Origin of the sequence: Phaeobacter sp. BS52, assembly GCF_045040595.1 — a bacterium.
Classification (GTDB): domain Bacteria; phylum Pseudomonadota; class Alphaproteobacteria; order Rhodobacterales; family Rhodobacteraceae; genus Phaeobacter; species Phaeobacter piscinae.
This window is the reverse complement of record NZ_CP090662.1, coordinates 3,191,169-3,207,500: the sequence shown is the minus strand read 5'-3', so window position 1 is coordinate 3,207,500 and position 16,332 is coordinate 3,191,169. Positions and strand designations below refer to the sequence as shown.

The 16,332-nt window shown below is 60.1% G+C and carries 11 protein-coding genes, 1 tRNA gene and 4 pseudogenes (1 of these 16 cut by a window edge); 8 read left to right on the top strand and 8 right to left on the bottom strand.

Annotation, left to right across the window (positions count from 1 at the left end; all coding sequences use genetic code 11):
• The 3 genes and pseudogenes from msrQ to L0Z65_RS15440 all read right to left on the bottom strand — a co-directional run.
• Positions 1-288, bottom strand: the 5' end (the start) of a protein-coding gene (gene msrQ, locus L0Z65_RS15450) for a protein-methionine-sulfoxide reductase heme-binding subunit MsrQ (RefSeq protein ID WP_405109014.1). 309 nt of this gene lie to the left of the window's left edge; the window shows 288 of its 597 coding nt (coding positions 1-288); it begins with the start codon at positions 286-288; its stop codon lies beyond the left edge, outside the window.
• Positions 289-1,210 (bottom strand): annotated as a pseudogene (msrP, locus tag L0Z65_RS15445) (protein-methionine-sulfoxide reductase catalytic subunit MsrP).
• Positions 1,211-1,279: 69 nt separating this feature from the next.
• On the bottom strand, positions 1,280-2,773 hold the full coding sequence (locus tag L0Z65_RS15440; protein ID WP_405109011.1) for an FMN-binding glutamate synthase family protein: 1,494 nt from the start codon (positions 2,771-2,773) through the stop codon (positions 1,280-1,282).
• Between the two features lie 111 nt (positions 2,774-2,884).
• Between L0Z65_RS15440 and L0Z65_RS15435 the strand changes: the two genes are divergently transcribed.
• Positions 2,885-3,391 (top strand): DUF302 domain-containing protein, encoded by a 507-nt coding sequence (locus tag L0Z65_RS15435; RefSeq protein ID WP_405109009.1) that lies wholly within the window; start codon positions 2,885-2,887, stop codon positions 3,389-3,391.
• An 87-nt stretch (positions 3,392-3,478) separates the two neighbouring features.
• Positions 3,479-4,036, top strand: coding sequence for a hypothetical protein (locus L0Z65_RS15430; RefSeq protein WP_405109006.1), 558 nt, complete (start codon positions 3,479-3,481; stop codon positions 4,034-4,036).
• Positions 4,037-4,118: 82 nt separating this feature from the next.
• Here the strand turns inward: L0Z65_RS15430 and clpB are convergent.
• Positions 4,119-6,738: pseudogene (gene clpB / locus L0Z65_RS15425) on the bottom strand (ATP-dependent chaperone ClpB).
• 326 nt (positions 6,739-7,064) lie between these two features.
• On the opposite strand from clpB, the gene pyrF reads away from it, so the two are divergent.
• Positions 7,065-7,796, top strand: a complete 732-nt coding sequence (gene pyrF / locus L0Z65_RS15420) for an orotidine-5'-phosphate decarboxylase (RefSeq protein WP_096872776.1) — start codon at positions 7,065-7,067, stop codon at positions 7,794-7,796.
• Positions 7,797-8,291: 495 nt separating this feature from the next.
• On the opposite strand, the gene L0Z65_RS15415 is transcribed toward pyrF, so the two are convergent.
• The gene (locus L0Z65_RS15415) at positions 8,292-8,708 is read right to left on the bottom strand and encodes an NUDIX hydrolase (RefSeq protein WP_405109003.1); all 417 of its coding nucleotides are present in this window, start codon (positions 8,706-8,708) and stop codon (positions 8,292-8,294) included.
• A 184-nt stretch (positions 8,709-8,892) separates the two neighbouring features.
• On the opposite strand from L0Z65_RS15415, the pseudogene L0Z65_RS15410 reads away from it, so the two are divergent.
• Positions 8,893-10,174: pseudogene (locus L0Z65_RS15410) on the top strand (DNA polymerase IV).
• Between the two features lie 12 nt (positions 10,175-10,186).
• On the opposite strand, the gene L0Z65_RS15405 reads toward L0Z65_RS15410, so the two are convergent.
• The gene (locus L0Z65_RS15405; RefSeq protein ID WP_405109001.1) at positions 10,187-11,047 is read right to left on the bottom strand and encodes an N-formylglutamate amidohydrolase; all 861 of its coding nucleotides are present in this window, start codon (positions 11,045-11,047) and stop codon (positions 10,187-10,189) included.
• Positions 11,048-11,208: 161 nt separating this feature from the next.
• Between L0Z65_RS15405 and L0Z65_RS15400 the strand changes: the two genes are divergently transcribed.
• The 3 genes from L0Z65_RS15400 (at position 11,209) to L0Z65_RS15390 (ending at position 12,735) form a co-directional block, all read left to right on the top strand.
• Positions 11,209-11,283 (top strand) — tRNA-Val (locus tag L0Z65_RS15400).
• Positions 11,284-11,361: 78 nt separating this feature from the next.
• On the top strand, positions 11,362-11,487 hold the full coding sequence (ykgO, locus tag L0Z65_RS15395; protein ID WP_008562923.1) for a type B 50S ribosomal protein L36: 126 nt from the start codon (positions 11,362-11,364) through the stop codon (positions 11,485-11,487).
• Between the two features lie 231 nt (positions 11,488-11,718).
• Positions 11,719-12,735, top strand: coding sequence for a Fe(3+) ABC transporter substrate-binding protein (locus L0Z65_RS15390; RefSeq protein ID WP_040170233.1), 1,017 nt, complete (start codon positions 11,719-11,721; stop codon positions 12,733-12,735).
• A gap of 105 nt (positions 12,736-12,840) precedes the next feature.
• On the opposite strand, the gene L0Z65_RS15385 is transcribed toward L0Z65_RS15390, so the two are convergent.
• Positions 12,841-13,392: a DUF2938 domain-containing protein gene (locus tag L0Z65_RS15385; protein ID WP_405108996.1), complete on the bottom strand. Its 552-nt coding sequence runs from the start codon at positions 13,390-13,392 to the stop codon at positions 12,841-12,843.
• A gap of 286 nt (positions 13,393-13,678) precedes the next feature.
• Between L0Z65_RS15385 and L0Z65_RS15380 the strand changes: the two genes are divergently transcribed.
• A complete protein-coding gene (locus L0Z65_RS15380; protein ID WP_405108993.1) occupies positions 13,679-14,545 on the top strand; it encodes a CobW family GTP-binding protein in 867 nt (288 codons plus the stop codon).
• 20 nt (positions 14,546-14,565) lie between these two features.
• Here the strand turns inward: L0Z65_RS15380 and L0Z65_RS15375 are convergent.
• Positions 14,566-16,298: pseudogene (locus L0Z65_RS15375) on the bottom strand (ABC transporter permease).
• Positions 16,299-16,332 lie beyond the last annotated feature (34 nt).

Genomic DNA, 16,332 nt, shown 5'->3' with positions numbered 1-16,332 from the left:
CAGCCACACCAGCAGGTGGCAGCTTACATAGAAAAAGCACAATAGACCGATGGCCCGGCGAAATCGCATCAGGTTCACCCCAAGCAAGCGGCGCAGCGGCGTGATCGCCAGGGTCGCCACCAGCAACTGCAGAGCCAATTCGCCATATTCATGTTCCAGTGCCTTGATCGGTTCCGCACCAAGCGCACCAGAGAGACCCTGATAGAACAGGACAGCTGCGGGCAGCACCCCGGCCACATAGACCAGCCAGACCGGAACTGCGCGCAATAGGATGTTGATCCGCTGCATTTAGAAGTTCTCAGCCAGATCCATACCCTGATAGAGCGCGGCCACATCTGCCTCATAGCCGTTGAACATCAAAGTCGGTTCACGGCGGGCAAAGAGACCGCCGCCGATACGCCGCTCACTGGCCTGGCTCCACCGGGGATGATCTACCTTGGGGTTCACATTACTGTAGAACCCATATTCGCGCGCGTTGGCCATGTTCCAGCTGGTTTGCGGTTGCTGATCCGTGAGCGTGATGCGGACAATCGATTTGATCGATTTGAACCCGTATTTCCATGGCACCACCAAGCGCAGGGGCGCGCCGTTCTGATTGGGGAGCGGTTTGCCGAAAATCCCGGTGGCCATAATTGTCAGCGGGTGTTGCGCCTCATCCAGACGCAGACCCTCCCGGTAGGGCCAGTCCAGCACCTTATAGGCGGTGCCAGGCATTTCCGATGGACGATAGAGGGTTTCAAACGCCACGTATTTGGCGCCGTTCTGCACGCCTAGCCAGATTAAGGAGGTCGGCCAACTCAAACCCCTGCCAGGGCACGACCATTGACCAGGCCTCGACACAGCGGAAGCGATAGATCCGCTCCTCCAGCGTCATCGCCTCCAGAATTTGCGCCATGGAATAACTGCCCGGCCGCTCTACCAGACCGTCAATCTCAACACTCCAGGGCTCCGTCGTCATCTGGCCCGCATAGGCGGCGGGATCCCCCTTACCCGTGCCGAATTCGTAGAAGTTGCAATAGGTCGTGACATCCTCCCAGCTGTTGGGCTCCAGCGCCGCCTCCGTAGCGGCCTGCGCCGCAGTGCCACCCAGCCCCGCCAGACCCAGCCCCGCAGCACCGCCAAGGCCTGCCATGATCTGACGGCGGCTCAGAAATGCCGAATAGGGCGTGACATCAGCGTCGTTCAGATCGTTCGTCCAGCGGTGGGCCATGCGGGGTCTCCTTTATATCCGTTGATAAGGACCTAAGGCAGCTGGCGGCGCAGTCCAAAACATATTCTCTCACGTCTCCGCGATGGCACTGTAACCTGGCATCAACTCATGCATCGGCCGACTGCGCCCATCCTCCTGCATGATCCGAACATGGCGACGACGAAGTTGGCGTGGCTCGCTCACCCCGACGGAATGGGCAATGGTTTCCACCTCATGGATAATCTCCTTGGCGTAACGGGCAACGCGGGTGGATTTCTCCTCGACCACCAGCCCCTTTTGCAGGCGCTTGTCGTGGGTGGTGATCCCGGTGGGGCAGCTGTTGCGATTGCATTTCAGGGCCTGGATACAGCCCAGCGAGAACATGAACCCCCGCGCCGAGGTGACAAAGTCAGCCCCCGCCGCCAGCGCCCAGGCGATATCACCCGGATTGACCAGCTTGCCCGAGGCGATCAGGCGGATACGATCCTTCAACCCGTACTCGTCGCGCAGATTGCAGATAAGGGGCAACGCCTCGCGCACCGACATCCCAACCAGATCAATCAGTGGCATCGGCGCGGCTCCGGTCCCGCCCTCGCCGCCATCGACTGTGATGAAATCTGGCGCGCTGTCATCCTTACGTGCCGCAATATGCAGAAACATCTCGCGCAGGGCGGCCTCGGCCCCGACGACCAGCTTGATACCCACTGGCTTGCCGGTCACCTCCCGGATATGGGCAATCATATCCAACAGCTGGTCGTAGTTGGCGATCTCAGGGTGTCTGTTCGGCGATATACTGTCCTGACCTTCCGGGATCCCACGGATCTCGGCGATCTGTTGGGTGACCTTGGCCCCCGGCAGAATGCCCCCCTTTCCCGGCTTAGCCCCCTGCGCCAGCTTCAGCTCAAACATCCGCACGGCATCATATGAGGCTACCTTGCGCAGGTGATCATCGCTCAGCCCGCCAGTATCATCGCGCACGCCGTATTTTGCTGTGCCGATCTGAAAAACGACATCACAGCCGCCTTCCAGATGATAGGGACTCAAGCCGCCTTCACCGGTGTTCATCCAGATACCAGCCTCTTTGGCCCCATGGCTGAGGGCACGCACCGCAGGTGCCGACAGTGCCCCATAGCTCATACCGGAGATATTGAAGAAGGACGGCGCCATATAGGGCTGGCGGGCAGTCGGTCCGATCAGGCGCGGCTCACAGCAGGCTTTGTCATCATCCAGCGCCGGAAAGGCCGCATTCACAAAGATCGGCGTGCCAGGCACGTTCAGATTGCGAGTAGAGCCGAAGGCAACCGTGTTGCCCTTCCCCTCCGCCGCACGTCCAACCCACTCGCGCTGCGCACGGTTGAAGGGCATCTCCTCACGGTCCATGGCAAAGAAGTACTGGCGAAAAAACTCACCCAATGTGCTGAACAAACCGCGAAACCTGCCGATCACCGGATAGTTGCGCCGCACCGCGTCCTCGGTCTGGATCCGATCCACCACGAACAGCCCCGCCGCAACCAGTGCCAGCGCGCCCAGCGCGAAGACAAAGACATAGGCGAGGAATTCTATGGCATTTGCCGCGAAACCCATGCAAAAACTCCTATATGATAATGGAACGCGCTGCCCATCGGCCCGCCCCACACCAACTTGGCGTATTCCACGGGACGGGCAAGTCACCTTTGATCACATTGGGAGAGGACCATGACAAAAATCCCCGCAATTCGCACCACAGGTCGCCATATCGGCAGGTATATCTTCACCCTGTCAGGCGCGGCCGCCGTCGTAACAGTGACGGGCCTGTCCGCCCTGGCAGAGCAATCAGAAGACGCACATATGGTCAGTTATCAGACAAATCTGGCCTTTGATGATGTGACCTTCGGACTGGAGAGCGCCATCACTGACCGTGGTCTGGTGGTTGATCACGTCAGCCACGTCGGAGAGATGCTGGAACGCACCCGCGCAGATGTTGGCTCTGACATAGTGCTGTTTGAACAAGCCGAGGTCTATTCCTTCTGCTCGGCCAGCCTGTCCCGCAATGTGATGGAAGCCAATCCGATGAACATCACTTTCTGCCCCTATGACATCTTCGTCGCGCAACAGCCGGGCAGTGACACCACAACGATCGGCTTTCGCGCCTTTCCCGAGGGGGAGATGCAACTGATCCAGACGTTGCTGAATGACATCGTTCTCGAGGCGATTGAAGAATAGAGCCGCCGAGGCAGGTTTTCCCCGCTGTCTGACGCCATCACCTTTGATATGCTAAGGGCACCGAAACGCTGAGCGAGCAGACCCTGTATGAAGTCCATTGTTGTTTCCCTGCTGCTGCTTGCCACAGCGCTGGTTGCAGGCTGCTCAGCGCCTACCGGCGGCGAGCAGGATCAGGTCAGCCAGCTGCGTCACGCAATCGAAGCCCTCAGCCCCGATGTAGACCCTGCCGAAGCCGCGCGCGCGGCGCACATCGCCTATAGCCACGCAACCGCCCTCGCAGAAGAGTATCAGGTCACGACCTCACCCATCCTGCACAACACCCTCGTCAACAGCGGCGTCCGGCAGCGGGGTCTGTGTTATCACTACGCCGAGGACATGCAGGCCCGGCTGCAAAGCGAGGGCTTTCAGAGCCTGACAATTCTGCGGGCCATCGCGGAACCACGCAACAGCTTTCGCATCGAACACAGCAGCGCTGTCATCGCGCCCAAAGGCGCAGGTATCTACGGTGGTATCGTGTTGGACCCCTGGCGCTATGGCGGCAAACTCTACTGGTCTGCCACCTCCGATGACCCCCGCTATGACTGGGAACCGCGCTTGACGGTTTTACGCCGCAGGGGCGCGACGCGCGTGCTGGCCAGCAACTGAGATCCAAGCCTTAGCCAAACAGCAAACGAAAAGGCCCGCCAGATCTGGCGGGCCTCTCTTATTCAATTGCGTCTGCACATGTTCAATGGACGACGGCGTCATCGGGACGCGGACGGTCCGTGGTGCCGATCCGATCCCCGATAATAAGGCCCTCGGCACCGGCGCTCACAGGCACCGTGTCCCCGTCGCGGATTTCTCCGGCCAGCAGCATCTCCGCCAATGGGTTCTGCAACGCCCTCTGGATCACCCGCTTCAGCGGGCGCGCACCGAACACCGGGTCATAGCCCTCATCGGCAAGCCAGGTTTTCGCACCGTCGTCCAGTTCCAGCCTGATCTTGCGCCCGATGAGGCGCTTTTCAAGCCGGGCCAGCTGTAGCGTGACGATGCCATCCATATCCTTGCGACCGAGCCGATCAAAAATGATCGTCTCATCCAGCCGGTTCAGGAACTCGGGGCGGAAATGGGCACGCACCGCATCCATCACGTCCCGTTTGGCGTCGGCGGCATCGGCCCCATCCGGCAGCTGGCTCAGCGCCTGCGCGCCAAGGTTCGACGTCAGGATGATCAGCGTCTGCTTGAAATCCACGGTCCGACCCTGCCCATCGGTGAGCATCCCGTCATCCAAGACCTGCAACAACACGTTGAAGACATCCGGATGCGCCTTTTCTACCTCATCAAAGAGAACCACCTGATAAGGTTTACGCCGAACCGCCTCGGTCAGCACGCCGCCCTCATCATAGCCGACATAGCCCGGAGGCGCGCCAATCAGACGAGCAACCGCGTGTTTCTCCATGAACTCCGACATGTCGACACGCACCATGGCGCTGTCATCGTCAAACAGTAAATCGGCGACGGCTTTGGTCAGCTCAGTCTTACCAACACCGGTTGGCCCGAGGAACAGGAACGACCCAAGGGGGCGGTTTTCATCATTCAGGCCCGCACGGGCACGGCGCACGGCGTTGGACACAGCGGTCACAGCCGCATCCTGACCAATCACCCGACCGTGCAGATCGGCCTCCATTCGCAGCAGTTTCTCGCGCTCCCCTTCCAGCATCTTGGAGGTGGGAATACCGGTCCAGCGTTCGACCACGCCCGCGATCTGCTCGGGACGTACGGCCTCTTCGACCATCAGCCCATTACTTTCAGAGGCTTCCGCCTCACTCAGCTGTTTTTCCAACCCGGGGATGACGCCATAGGACAACTCCCCCGCACGGGCAAGGTTGCCCTCCCGCTTGGCCGTATCCAGATCGGCGCGGGCGCGGTCCAGCTGTTCCTTCAACCCACGGGCAGAGGCCAGCTTGTCCCGTTCGGACTGCCACTGCGCGGTCATTTCCGCCGATTTTTCCTGCAGCTCCGCCAGTTCTTTCTGCAGCGTCTCCAACCGGTCCTTGGAAGCCGCGTCATCCTCAAGCTTCAGCGCCTCTTCCTCGATCTGCATCTGGAGGATCTGCCGATCGAGCGCATCCAGTTCTTCGGGTTTGCTGTCAACCTGCATCCGCAGGCGTGCGGCGGCCTCGTCCACGAGGTCAATCGCCTTGTCCGGCAGGAACCGATCAGTGATGTAGCGATGGGAAAGCGTCGCCGCAGACACCAGTGCCGCATCCGCAATACGGACACCGTGGTGCAATTCATACTTTTCCTTGATGCCGCGCAGGATCGAAATGGTGTCCTCAACGGTCGGTTCGGTCACCATCACAGGCTGGAACCGGCGCGCCAAAGCAGCGTCTTTTTCAACATATTTGCGGTATTCGTCCAGCGTCGTGGCGCCAATACAATGCAGCTCCCCCCGTGCAAGCGCAGGCTTGATCAGGTTCGCCGCATCCATCGCGCCATCCGATTTCCCTGCGCCAACCAGCGTGTGCATCTCATCAATGAACAGGATGATTTCGCCAGCGGCCTCTGTCACTTCGGTCAGTACCGCTTTCAGACGTTCCTCGAATTCTCCGCGATATTTGGCGCTAGGCAATCAGCGCGCCCATATCGAGCGAGAGCAGCTGCTTGTCACGCAAGGATTCAGGCACATCGCCGTTGACGATACGCAGCGCCATACCCTCGGCGATCGCAGTTTTACCAACCCCAGGCTCACCAATAAGAACCGGATTGTTCTTGGTCCTGCGGCTCAGCACCTGCATCGCGCGACGAATTTCCTCGTCCCGGCCGATGATCGGATCGATCTTGCCGTCCCGGACCGCCTCCGTCAGATCGCGGGCGTATTTCTTCAGCGCGTCATAACCGTCCTCGGCGCTGGCACTGTCCGCCTTGCGCCCCTTGCGGATATCGTTCACCGCCTCGTTCAGCGCCTGCGCGGTGACATTCCCAGCCGCCAGCGCATCCTTGGCCTTGGATTTGACCATGCAAAGCGCCATCAGCAGCCGCTCTACCGGCACAAAACTATCGCCGACCTTCTCAGCAATCTTCGCTGCCTCGTCCAGCACCTTGGCGGTCTGACCATCCAGATAGATATCTGCAGAATTGCCTTGAACCTTAGGCAGTTTGGACACCGCCAGCTCCAGCGCCTGAACCACCTGCTCCGGGGTTCCACCCGCGCGGGTGATCAGATTGCTGGCCAGTCCTTGGTCGTCATCCATCAGCGCCTTCAGCAGGTGCTCAGGCATCAGCCGTTGGTGATCTTCCCGACGCGCAATCGTCTGGGCCGCCTGCACAAAACCGCGTGCCCGTTCGGTGAACTTGTTCAAGTCCATCTTGCTCTCCTTATATAAGCGCCCCGTTTTGATGGTGACGCCCGCTTTGCGGCACGTCCCGGTCAGGGCCTTCACGTTCAATGTGGGAGATCTTACTGTCTCTTCAAGGTCAGTCTGCGGCAAATATGTCACCAAATCCCTGACCCAGATCAAGAGTTTGCCCCGCCTGCACTCCTGCCCGAACACATATGGATCATGGCCACCCCACCGACCCGGCTGTTTTCCCCTTTCCCAACGGCAGCCCCGACACTAAAAGCAGCGCAATTCCTAGACTGCCTGCACGTCCACACCGCCCGCAATGGCGCCCCCAAAGACGAGGAACCTCCATGTCCGCATCTTCCACCGCCAACCCCAGCCCAAAATCCACTGCCGACGACCGCCTGATCGTTGCAATGGACGTTCCCAACGCAATCGCCGGCCTGCAGCTGGCCGACACTCTTGGCGATGCGGTGTCGTTCTACAAGATCGGCCTGGGCATGCTGACCGGAGGCGGGCTGGCCCTCGCCAATGAACTGAAGCAGGAACGCGGCAAGCGCATCTTCCTTGACATGAAACTCTTCGACATCAGCGCAACGGTTGAGGCGGCTGTTCGCGGCCTGGCGCAGTTTGACCTCGATTTCCTGACCGTCCACGGCGACCCCCATGTCGTGCGCGCCGCCAAGGAAGGCGCCGCTGGCACCAACCTCAAGATCCTTGGCGTGACCATCCTCACCTCTCTTGACCGCGCTGATCTGGATGAGGCGCTGATCAAATCCGGTGAAATCTCTGACCTGGTACAGGAGCGCGCGGGCCTTGCGCTCACCGCCGGAGCCGATGGCGTGATTGCCAGCCCGCAGGAGGCCGCCCTGATCCGCGCCCTGCCCGAAGCGTCAGGCAAACTCATCGTCACCCCAGGCGTGCGCCCCGCCGGAGCCGCGTTGGGAGACCAGAAACGCGTGGCCACCCCCGCCAGCGCGCTGGAGTCAGGCGCCGACCATATCGTGGTGGGCCGTCCAATCTGGGCCGCAGAGGCACCACGCAGCGCAGCCGAAGATATTCTGAGCAGCCTGCCACGCTGACGTTCAATTAGGCAGCCAGCCGACCACGATCCAGTTGCACTTATTCAACACCCCAAACCCGCCAGCGCAGATCGACTAGGCGGGTTTTTCTTTCGCGACGGTCAGATTGACCGATCCCGCATGGTCACTGTCGTGAAGTGCCTAAACATTAGGCAGAAATAAAACATTTGACTGCACCTTGCATAGGCAGGCCATAACCCGCTTTCGCGCGACATTTACCTTAGGTCAAGTATGGGAATTATAACAGATTTTCACACCACCGCGCCGCCCAATGCGCCTTTTTGTCCTGTGCCCACAAAAGCACACAGGCAGAGGTGGAATTACATAATCCTGCGCAACAGGCTATGCCGAGAGGCCAAAATGACCGACCCTGTGGGAGAGACACTCCCCTGACGGCCTTGCTCTTCCTGAGGTTCGTCACCTCCCCCGCTACAGCAGCGGGGGTTCTTTCTTTCAGGCTATCGACTGTGAACCGAGCAGCAAACGTGCCCAGGCTCACGCGCTGATGGTACCACGCTGCGATAGATAGGCCTGCAGATAACCGGCGAAATGTGGTACCGCCAAATCATGCGCGATGTACCATTCGGGCGGAACCAAGGCCCAGCTCTGCCCTTCATCCCCCAGTCTGATATCTCGCTCTCTCACGGCAGGGAAATGTGCCGCGAAAAACCAGACCACACCGTTGGGCCGCGTATAGCTTTGCCGCCAGACCAGATCCGCCTCCTGTACGAGCAGCCCGACCTCTTCCTCGGTTTCGCGCAGGGCACAGGTTTCCGGTGTTTCCGCGCCTTCACGACCGCCGCCCGGAAAATCCCAGTGGCCGGGATAGGGGATGTGCGGATAGGCGTCACGCTCAATGACCAACAGCCTGTCACCGATGAAAAGCGCCAGCTTGGCTCCGTTGAATGTCATTCCTGCTCTCACCATGTCAGATCGTCTAAAGACAATTTCCCTGGCAGAGGCTACTCTAAGCCCCCCTGCCGCACCATGAGATTCCCTCGTCCAACCTTTCCCGGTTTTGCCCCCATGTCCGACCAGCACCCCATAACGTCTGATCTGACCATATCCGAGGGTCCGGCTTAGCGGCGGCCAAAATCTGCAGGTGCTTTGCCGGGAATGCCTGTCCCATGGCGTGCTAAAACCCAAAAATGGCAAGACTCCAAACCCGAAGCGCTGCCCAAGCTGCCAAAGTTCGCGTATCAAAGCGCATTCTGAGCTGTTCTCGCTCTCGATTGCACATATGGATTGTGATGCGTTCTATGCCAGCGTTGAAAAACGCGACAATCCAGATCTCGCCGACAAACCGGTGGTGATCGGTGGTGGGCGGCGGGGTGTGGTCTCCACCGCCTGCTATGTTGCACGCATTCGGGGTGTCCGCTCCGCGATGCCCATGTTTCAGGCGCTGAAGCTCTGCCCGGATGCAGTGGTGATCAAGCCTCGTATGAACGTCTATGTCGATGTCAGCCGCCAGATCCGTGCCATGATGGATGAGCTGACCCCGGATGTTGAACCCTTGTCGCTGGATGAGGCGTTCATGGATCTGTCCGGCACCCAACGTCTGCATGGCGCGCCGCCTGCGGTGATGCTCGCACGGCTGGTCAAACGCATGAAGGATGAGCTGGGTGTGACCGGATCCATTGGGCTGTCGCATAATAAGTTCCTGGCCAAGGTCGCATCAGATCTGGACAAACCGCGCGGATTTTCGGTTATTGGCGCGGCTGAAACCTCTGAATTTCTGAAGGATAAACCGGTGCGCCTGATCTGGGGCATTGGCCCCGCCGCGCAGGCCTCACTCGACAAGGCCGGGATCTCGCAGCTTTTCCGACCTTCTCAGGTGGGAGCGGACCGATCTAAATGCCCGCTTCGGTTCGATGGGAGAGCGGCTTTGGCATCTCGCGCGTGGTCAGGACCGGCGCCGCGTCTCCTCCAATGCGCCCATCAAATCCATCTCGAATGAGACCACCTTCTTTGAAGATACGGCCAGTCTTGAGGTGCTTGACGGCCATTTGTGGCGGTTGGCAGAGAAGGTTTCCGACCGTGCCAAGGCGCGGCAACTGGCCGGACGCGTGGTGACGCTGAAGCTGAAACGCGCAAATCACAGCAGCCTCACCCGGCGGCAATCCCTGCGCGACGCCACGCAGATCGCCGACACCATTTATCGCACTGCCCGTGCCCTGCTGGATCAGGTTGGCAACGAAGGTCCCTACCGGCTGCTGGGCTGTGGCATTTCCGATCTGGTCCCGGAAACCCAAGCCGATATCACCGGTGATCTGCTCGACCCTCAGGCGGGTCAGCGCGCCAAGGCCGAACGCGCGACAGATGCCATTCGCGAACGCTTTGGCAAATCTGCCATCCAGAAAGGTCGCGCCCTTCGCTAACAGGGGCCGGACTTACTCCGCGGCGAGAGGCACCGGATCACAATTCAGCCGCGACAGTTCCGCAATCACATCGGTCAGCACCATCTGCAGCGCGGCAAAATCAGCGGTTTTTTCCACGCGCACCTCATTCATGTAGAGGCTGCGATCAATTTCGACCTGCACCGCATGTTGCGCACGCGATGGGCGGCCATAGGTTTGCGTAATATAGGCCCCCGCAAAGGGGGTGTTGCGCGCTACACGCAGCCCGGCGCCGACAAACGCCGCTTCGACCCGGTCCATAACCTCGGAGGAGGCGGCAGCGCCGAACCTGTCCCCCAGCACAACATCAGGCAACCCAGCCCCCCGTCGCCCGGCAGCAGATATCGCCTCATGCGGCATCGAATGGCAGTCAATCAACACCGCCTGTCCAAACCCGATCCGCGCCTGGTCCAGAAGCTGCTGCAATGCAGCGTGATATGGCCGCCAATAGGAGGCGATCCGCTGGCTCGCCTCGCTCTGGCTCAGCTTGCCACGATAGATTGCCCGCCCATGGGCCACCACGCGTGGTACCACGCCCAGCCCCGAAGCCACCCGCGGGTTCTGCCCGCGTTTGATGACCCCCTCAATCAGCGCCGGGTCCAGCTCTTCTGTGGATCGGTTGAGATCGACATAGGCGCGGGGCGCCCGCGCCGTCAGCAGGGGCATTCCGAATCGCGGCGCGGCTGCGAACAGCTGATCAACAAAGGCGTCTTCCGAACTGCGCAGCTGCAAAGGATCAAGAATCGTCTGCGCCAGAAACGCCGCGCTGTAGTCCGATCCGCTGTGCGGCGAGGCAAAAACAACCCCAGACCGCAATTCCTGTGGCATTTCCACCAAATATACTGTGTCAGACATGCAGGCTCCGGCCACTCAGATACAAGAAACAGCATAGACCGGAAATTTCTGCGGTCAAAAGCTCTTGCACCCCTCTCCGACTCATTTTATAGACCCCCTCACCGGCGCGGTCATCCGCGCCCCTTTCAATTTGGGGCTTAGCCGAAAGCGTGGGTATTCATGGGCGATTAGCTCAGTGGTAGAGCACTTCGTTGACATCGAAGGGGTCACAAGTTCGAACCTTGTATCGCCCACCATGAATTCATTGCTCTGGTCCAACGATCGGAGCCCCGCAACCCAGGCGCTGGTTCGCGCCGCAGAACAGGAGATAGGCCATGAAGGTCAAGAACTCGCTCCGCTCGCTCAAGAACCGGCACCGTGATTGCCGCGTTGTGCGTCGCAAGGGCCGTGTCTATGTGATCAACAAGACCCAGCGCCGCTTTAAAGCACGCCAGGGCTGATTGCCAGACGCAGCTTAGCTGATTTGAAAACCGCATCTTCGGATGCGGTTTTTTTATTTTGCCCCCCTCATATCGCCACAAATAACCCGGTCGCAGAGGCCTGCGTCTTTTTCCGATTCTTTTTGTCGGTTTTTCTTTGCATTTTTGCTGAAACTCTTTATCTGAGCAAATCAGTCGGGTTCGACGCCACTGGCCAAGACCCCCGAGTGTTTTGAATAGATGGGATGTACCATGCTGAAATCGACCACCATTCTTGCAGGCGCCTTGGTCGCCGCCGTCGCAACATCTGCCGCTGCCGAGGGTGAGCTGAACCTCTACTCCTCGCGCCACTATGATACCGACGAGCGTCTCTACTCCGATTTTGAAGAGGCCACCGGCATCACCATCAACCGCATCGAAGGCAAAGCCGACGAGCTGATCGCCCGCATGAGCGCCGAGGGTGCGAACTCCCCCGCCGACATTCTGCTGACGGTCGACACCTCTCGTCTTGCCCGCGCCAAGAACGAAGGTCTGCTGCAAGCCATCGACAGCGACACGCTGGAAGCCCGCGTTCCCGGTTATCTACAGGATGCAGACAACCAGTGGTTTGGTTTCTCGCAGCGCGCGCGCATCATCTTCTTTGACAAGGCAGACGTCGCCAACCCGCCAAAAACCTATCTCGACCTCGCCGATCCCGCCTACAAAGGTCAGGTCTGCATCCGGTCGTCGACCAACACCTACAACCAGACCCTGCTGGCCTCGATCGTCACCCATCACGGTGAAGAGGCCGCAACCGACTGGGCAAAAGGCGTCGTTGCCAACATGGCCCGCGCACCGCAGGGTGGTGACACCGACCAGCTGCGCGGCATCGTCTCTGGCGAATGCGAAATTGCAGTGGGCAACAGCTACTACTTCGCCCGCTCCATCCGCAAAGACGTGAAAGGTCTCTCAGCAGATCGCGACATGATCGGTTGGGTCTTCCCCGCGCAGGACGCAGAAGGCGCGCATATGAACCTGTCCGGCGGTGGCGTTGCAGTGAACGCCCCCAACAAAGACAACGCGGTGAAGTTCCTGGAATATCTCGCCTCCGATCAGGCACAGCAGTATTTCTCCGCTGGCAATGACGAGTACCCTGCGGTCCCCGGCGTCGCTTTGGCCCCCAGCATCGCGGCACTCGGTCACTTCAAGCCGGATGATGTTCAGCTGTCTGACGTGGCCAAGAACATCCCCACCGCTCAGAAGATCTTCAATCAGGTGGGCTGGGAATAATCCCCCCAGTGGGACGACCGGCGCATATGCGTCATTGATATAAAGATAAAGGCGCAGGAAATCCTCCTGCGCCTTTGTTGTTCTGGAGGGCGCACCGCAACCGACCTACTCTGCCGGTGAAACCTGATCCTCAGATCCGGGCTGACCCTTGGGCGCCAGACGGGACAGGCCATACGCCACCACATACAGCCCCAGCCCGAACGAGAAATGCGACATCAGGCTCTTCAGCCGCGCGGCATCCGGGTTGGGTTTGTTTGCCGCCATGATACCCGCGCCCAGTGCCGGCTGCAGGATGAAGAACGGGGCCACCACCGTCACCAGGCCAAAGAGGATCGGTGCAACCGGCCCCGGCTGCAGCAGTTGACGCTGCCCACCAACCGCCACGAAGACCGCCGCGAAGATCACGCCAACACTGTAGTGTGCAGTCCAGCCCAGTGCGGCCTCATTCGCCACCGGCGCCGCCTTGCGGATACTGTCGTGGGTGAACACCCCCTCAGGCATATGGCCAAGCCAGCGCCCGACCACCGCAAAATTGCTCTGCGGAACACCAAACAACGCATCGGCGGCAATCGCCCATAGATCCATGAAGGCCGTCGCCCCCAGCCCCAATAGGACAATGCGAATAATCAATTCATTGCGGTTCAACACGGCTTCCATCCCTTTTTCATGATTTTGCTGCCCGGCGGACAAAGCCCCTCTCGGTCCCCGTGATTTTAGGGTGCCCCCGCTGCCTATCGCCAATCGCATTGTCTGAGGTGCCCCCCCAACAAAGCGGATACGCCATTACTCAAACGCGCAAATTGCTGCCAATGCTGGCTTGACCTGACGTCGCGCTGAGGGTGGACGGGCCAGCAAAGACCACCTATAGCTGCAGCCCGAATTCAGTGATGCAGAGCGGGGGACGAGCCATGCGTGACCATATCATTCCATTGGGGCGCACCCGATGAACCGGATCCCCGTCACCATCATCAGCGGCTATCTCGGCGCAGGCAAAACCACCCTGATCAACCGTCTCCTGAGCGAGGATCACGGGCTGCGCCTAACGGTATTGGTCAATGATTTCGGCCGCATCAACATTGATGAAAGCCTTCTTCAAGATGCCAATTCACAGACCATCGCGCTCAGCAATGGCTGCGTCTGCTGCACATTAGGGGAAGATCTGACCGCCGCGTTGCACCGCGTTCTGGCAGAAGAGAGCCACCCGGATCACATCGTGATCGAGGCCAGCGGCCTCTCCGATCCGGTGGCCATCGCCAATACCGTGGTAAACGAAGCTCAATTGTCCTACGGCGGGATCATCACCGTTGCCGACGGTGAAAACCTCTCGGATCTCCTTGGCGATGATCTCTTGCGTGATCAGGCAAGCCAACAGATTCGGGCCGCAGATCTGGTGCTGATCAGCAAATGTGACACCCCGTCGAGCGCGGTTATGGAGCAGCTGAGCGCGCTTGGCGCCCGCACGCCAACACTTTTGGCAGACGCGCCTGTTGCCGACCTCCTGTTTGACGTGTTGCCTTTGCCTGTGGGCAGGACCGGTGCGAAATCCGCCCATCATGCCTATGCCACCTGGCATCATCGCAGCACCGACCCCATGGACCGCTGCCGCTTGGGTGACAAACTGGCGAACCGGCCCGATGGCCTTTACCGGATGAAGGGCTTTGTGCTGACTAACGGCGGCGGGTATGAGCTGCATGTGGTTGGCCGACAGGTCTCTGCCAAACGCTGCGAGGCGGAAGAAACCGTGCTTGTAGCCCTTGGCCCCGCGGCCCGGATCTCCCGCGAAGATATTGAGGATTGGTGGCACAGCTGAGCCACCAAAGGAGGCCGCGCTTAGCTGCGCCGCCCCACCTGCCGACAGATCAGGATCACCGGCAACAGGCCAACCAGCATGATCACCAGCGAGGGTACCGCCGCGCCTTCAAGCCGCTCGTCCGATGCCAGACGATAGGCCTGAACTGCCAGCGTATCGTAATTGAAAGGACGCATGATCAGCGTCGCAGGCAGTTCCTTCATCACATCGACAAAGACAATCAGCAAAGCGGTCATCAGGCTGGGCGTCAGGATCGGCAAATGCACCCGGCGCAGCATGCCCAGCGGGCTTTGCCCCAGCGAACGCGCGGCGGCATCCATATTGGCGTGCACCGTGGATTGCCCCCCTCATAAGCCCCCAACGCCGCCGCCAGAAAGCGCACCATATAGGCGGCCACCAGCAGCCAGATGGACCCGGTGATCAGCAGGCCGGTCCGGATCTCGAAGTTCGCCCGCATCCAGGCATCCAATGCGTTGTCAAAGGCTGCAAACGGCACCATGAGCCCAACCGCGATCACTCCGCCTGGCACCGCATAACCCAACCGCGAGACATGCCCCGCCAACGCTGAGGGCCGACCCGGCCGCAGGCGCTGGTAAAACCCAAGGCAAACTGCTGCGACCACCGTCAGGAGGGCCGCCGTCATCGCCAACGTAATCGAGTTCTGCAGAAACCCCAGATAGCGTTTGCTCAGCAGGGTCTGCTCCGATTCCATCCCCATCTGCGCCAGAATCACAACCGGCAACAGGAACCCCAACAGCACCGGCAGGACACAGAGGCCAAACGCCAGAACCGCCTTGAAACCGTGCAGATCCACCGGCGGCATCTTGGCCTGCTGCTTGCCTGCGTGGTGATAGCGCGCCCGTCCGCGTGTGGCCCGCTCCGCAACCGCAAGCGTCAAGGCAAAGCCCAGCAGGCACAGCGCCAGCTGCGCCGCACCAGCCCGGTCAGCCAGAGAAAACCAACTGGTATAAATCCCGGTGGCAAAGGTCTGCACGCCGAAATAACTCACGGTACCAAAATCAGCGATGGTCTCCATGACGGCCAGCAGAACACCGGACGCGATCGCGGGGCGCGCCATGGGCAGGCTGACCCGCCAGAATGCCTGCAGAGAGGTATTGCCAAGCGCACGCGCCGCCAGAAAGGCCCCCGCGCTTTGCTGCAAAAACGCAGCCCTCGCCAGCAGGTAAACATAGGGGTAGAGCACCAGCACCAGCATCACCGCCGCCCCTCCGACAGAACGGATCTCAGGGAACCAATAGTCGCGCGGCCCCCAGCCGGTCACCTGTCGCAATGTGGTCTGCACAACGCCGGGGTGATCCAGAACGAAGGTATAGGCATAGGCCAACACATAGGCCGGGAAGGCCAGCGGCAGGATCAGCACGACCTCCATTATTCGCACACCTGGGAAGCGGGTCATCGTCACCAGCCAGGCGGCACCGACACCAACCATTCCGGTTCCCAGCGCCACCAGCAGGACCAGAACCAATGTGGTTCCGGCATACCCCGGCAACACCGTGTCCATCAGGTGCCGGATCGTCTCTGTCCCGCCTGTCAGAGCCGCAAGACTCACCGCCAGCATTGGCAACAAACACGCCAGGGCCACCACCCAACCGACAGTGGCGAACAGCGCACCACCGGGTTTCTTTCGCCGCGCCCGACGGCCGCTTGGGCCTGCAACGGTTGGCACAGCGCCTGCGGCGGCGGCACGCTCAGCCTCTGCTGTTACGGGTGAAATAGGTGTGATCTTTGGCATGAATGCAGGACTACCTCAGTGCAGCCCTCTATTT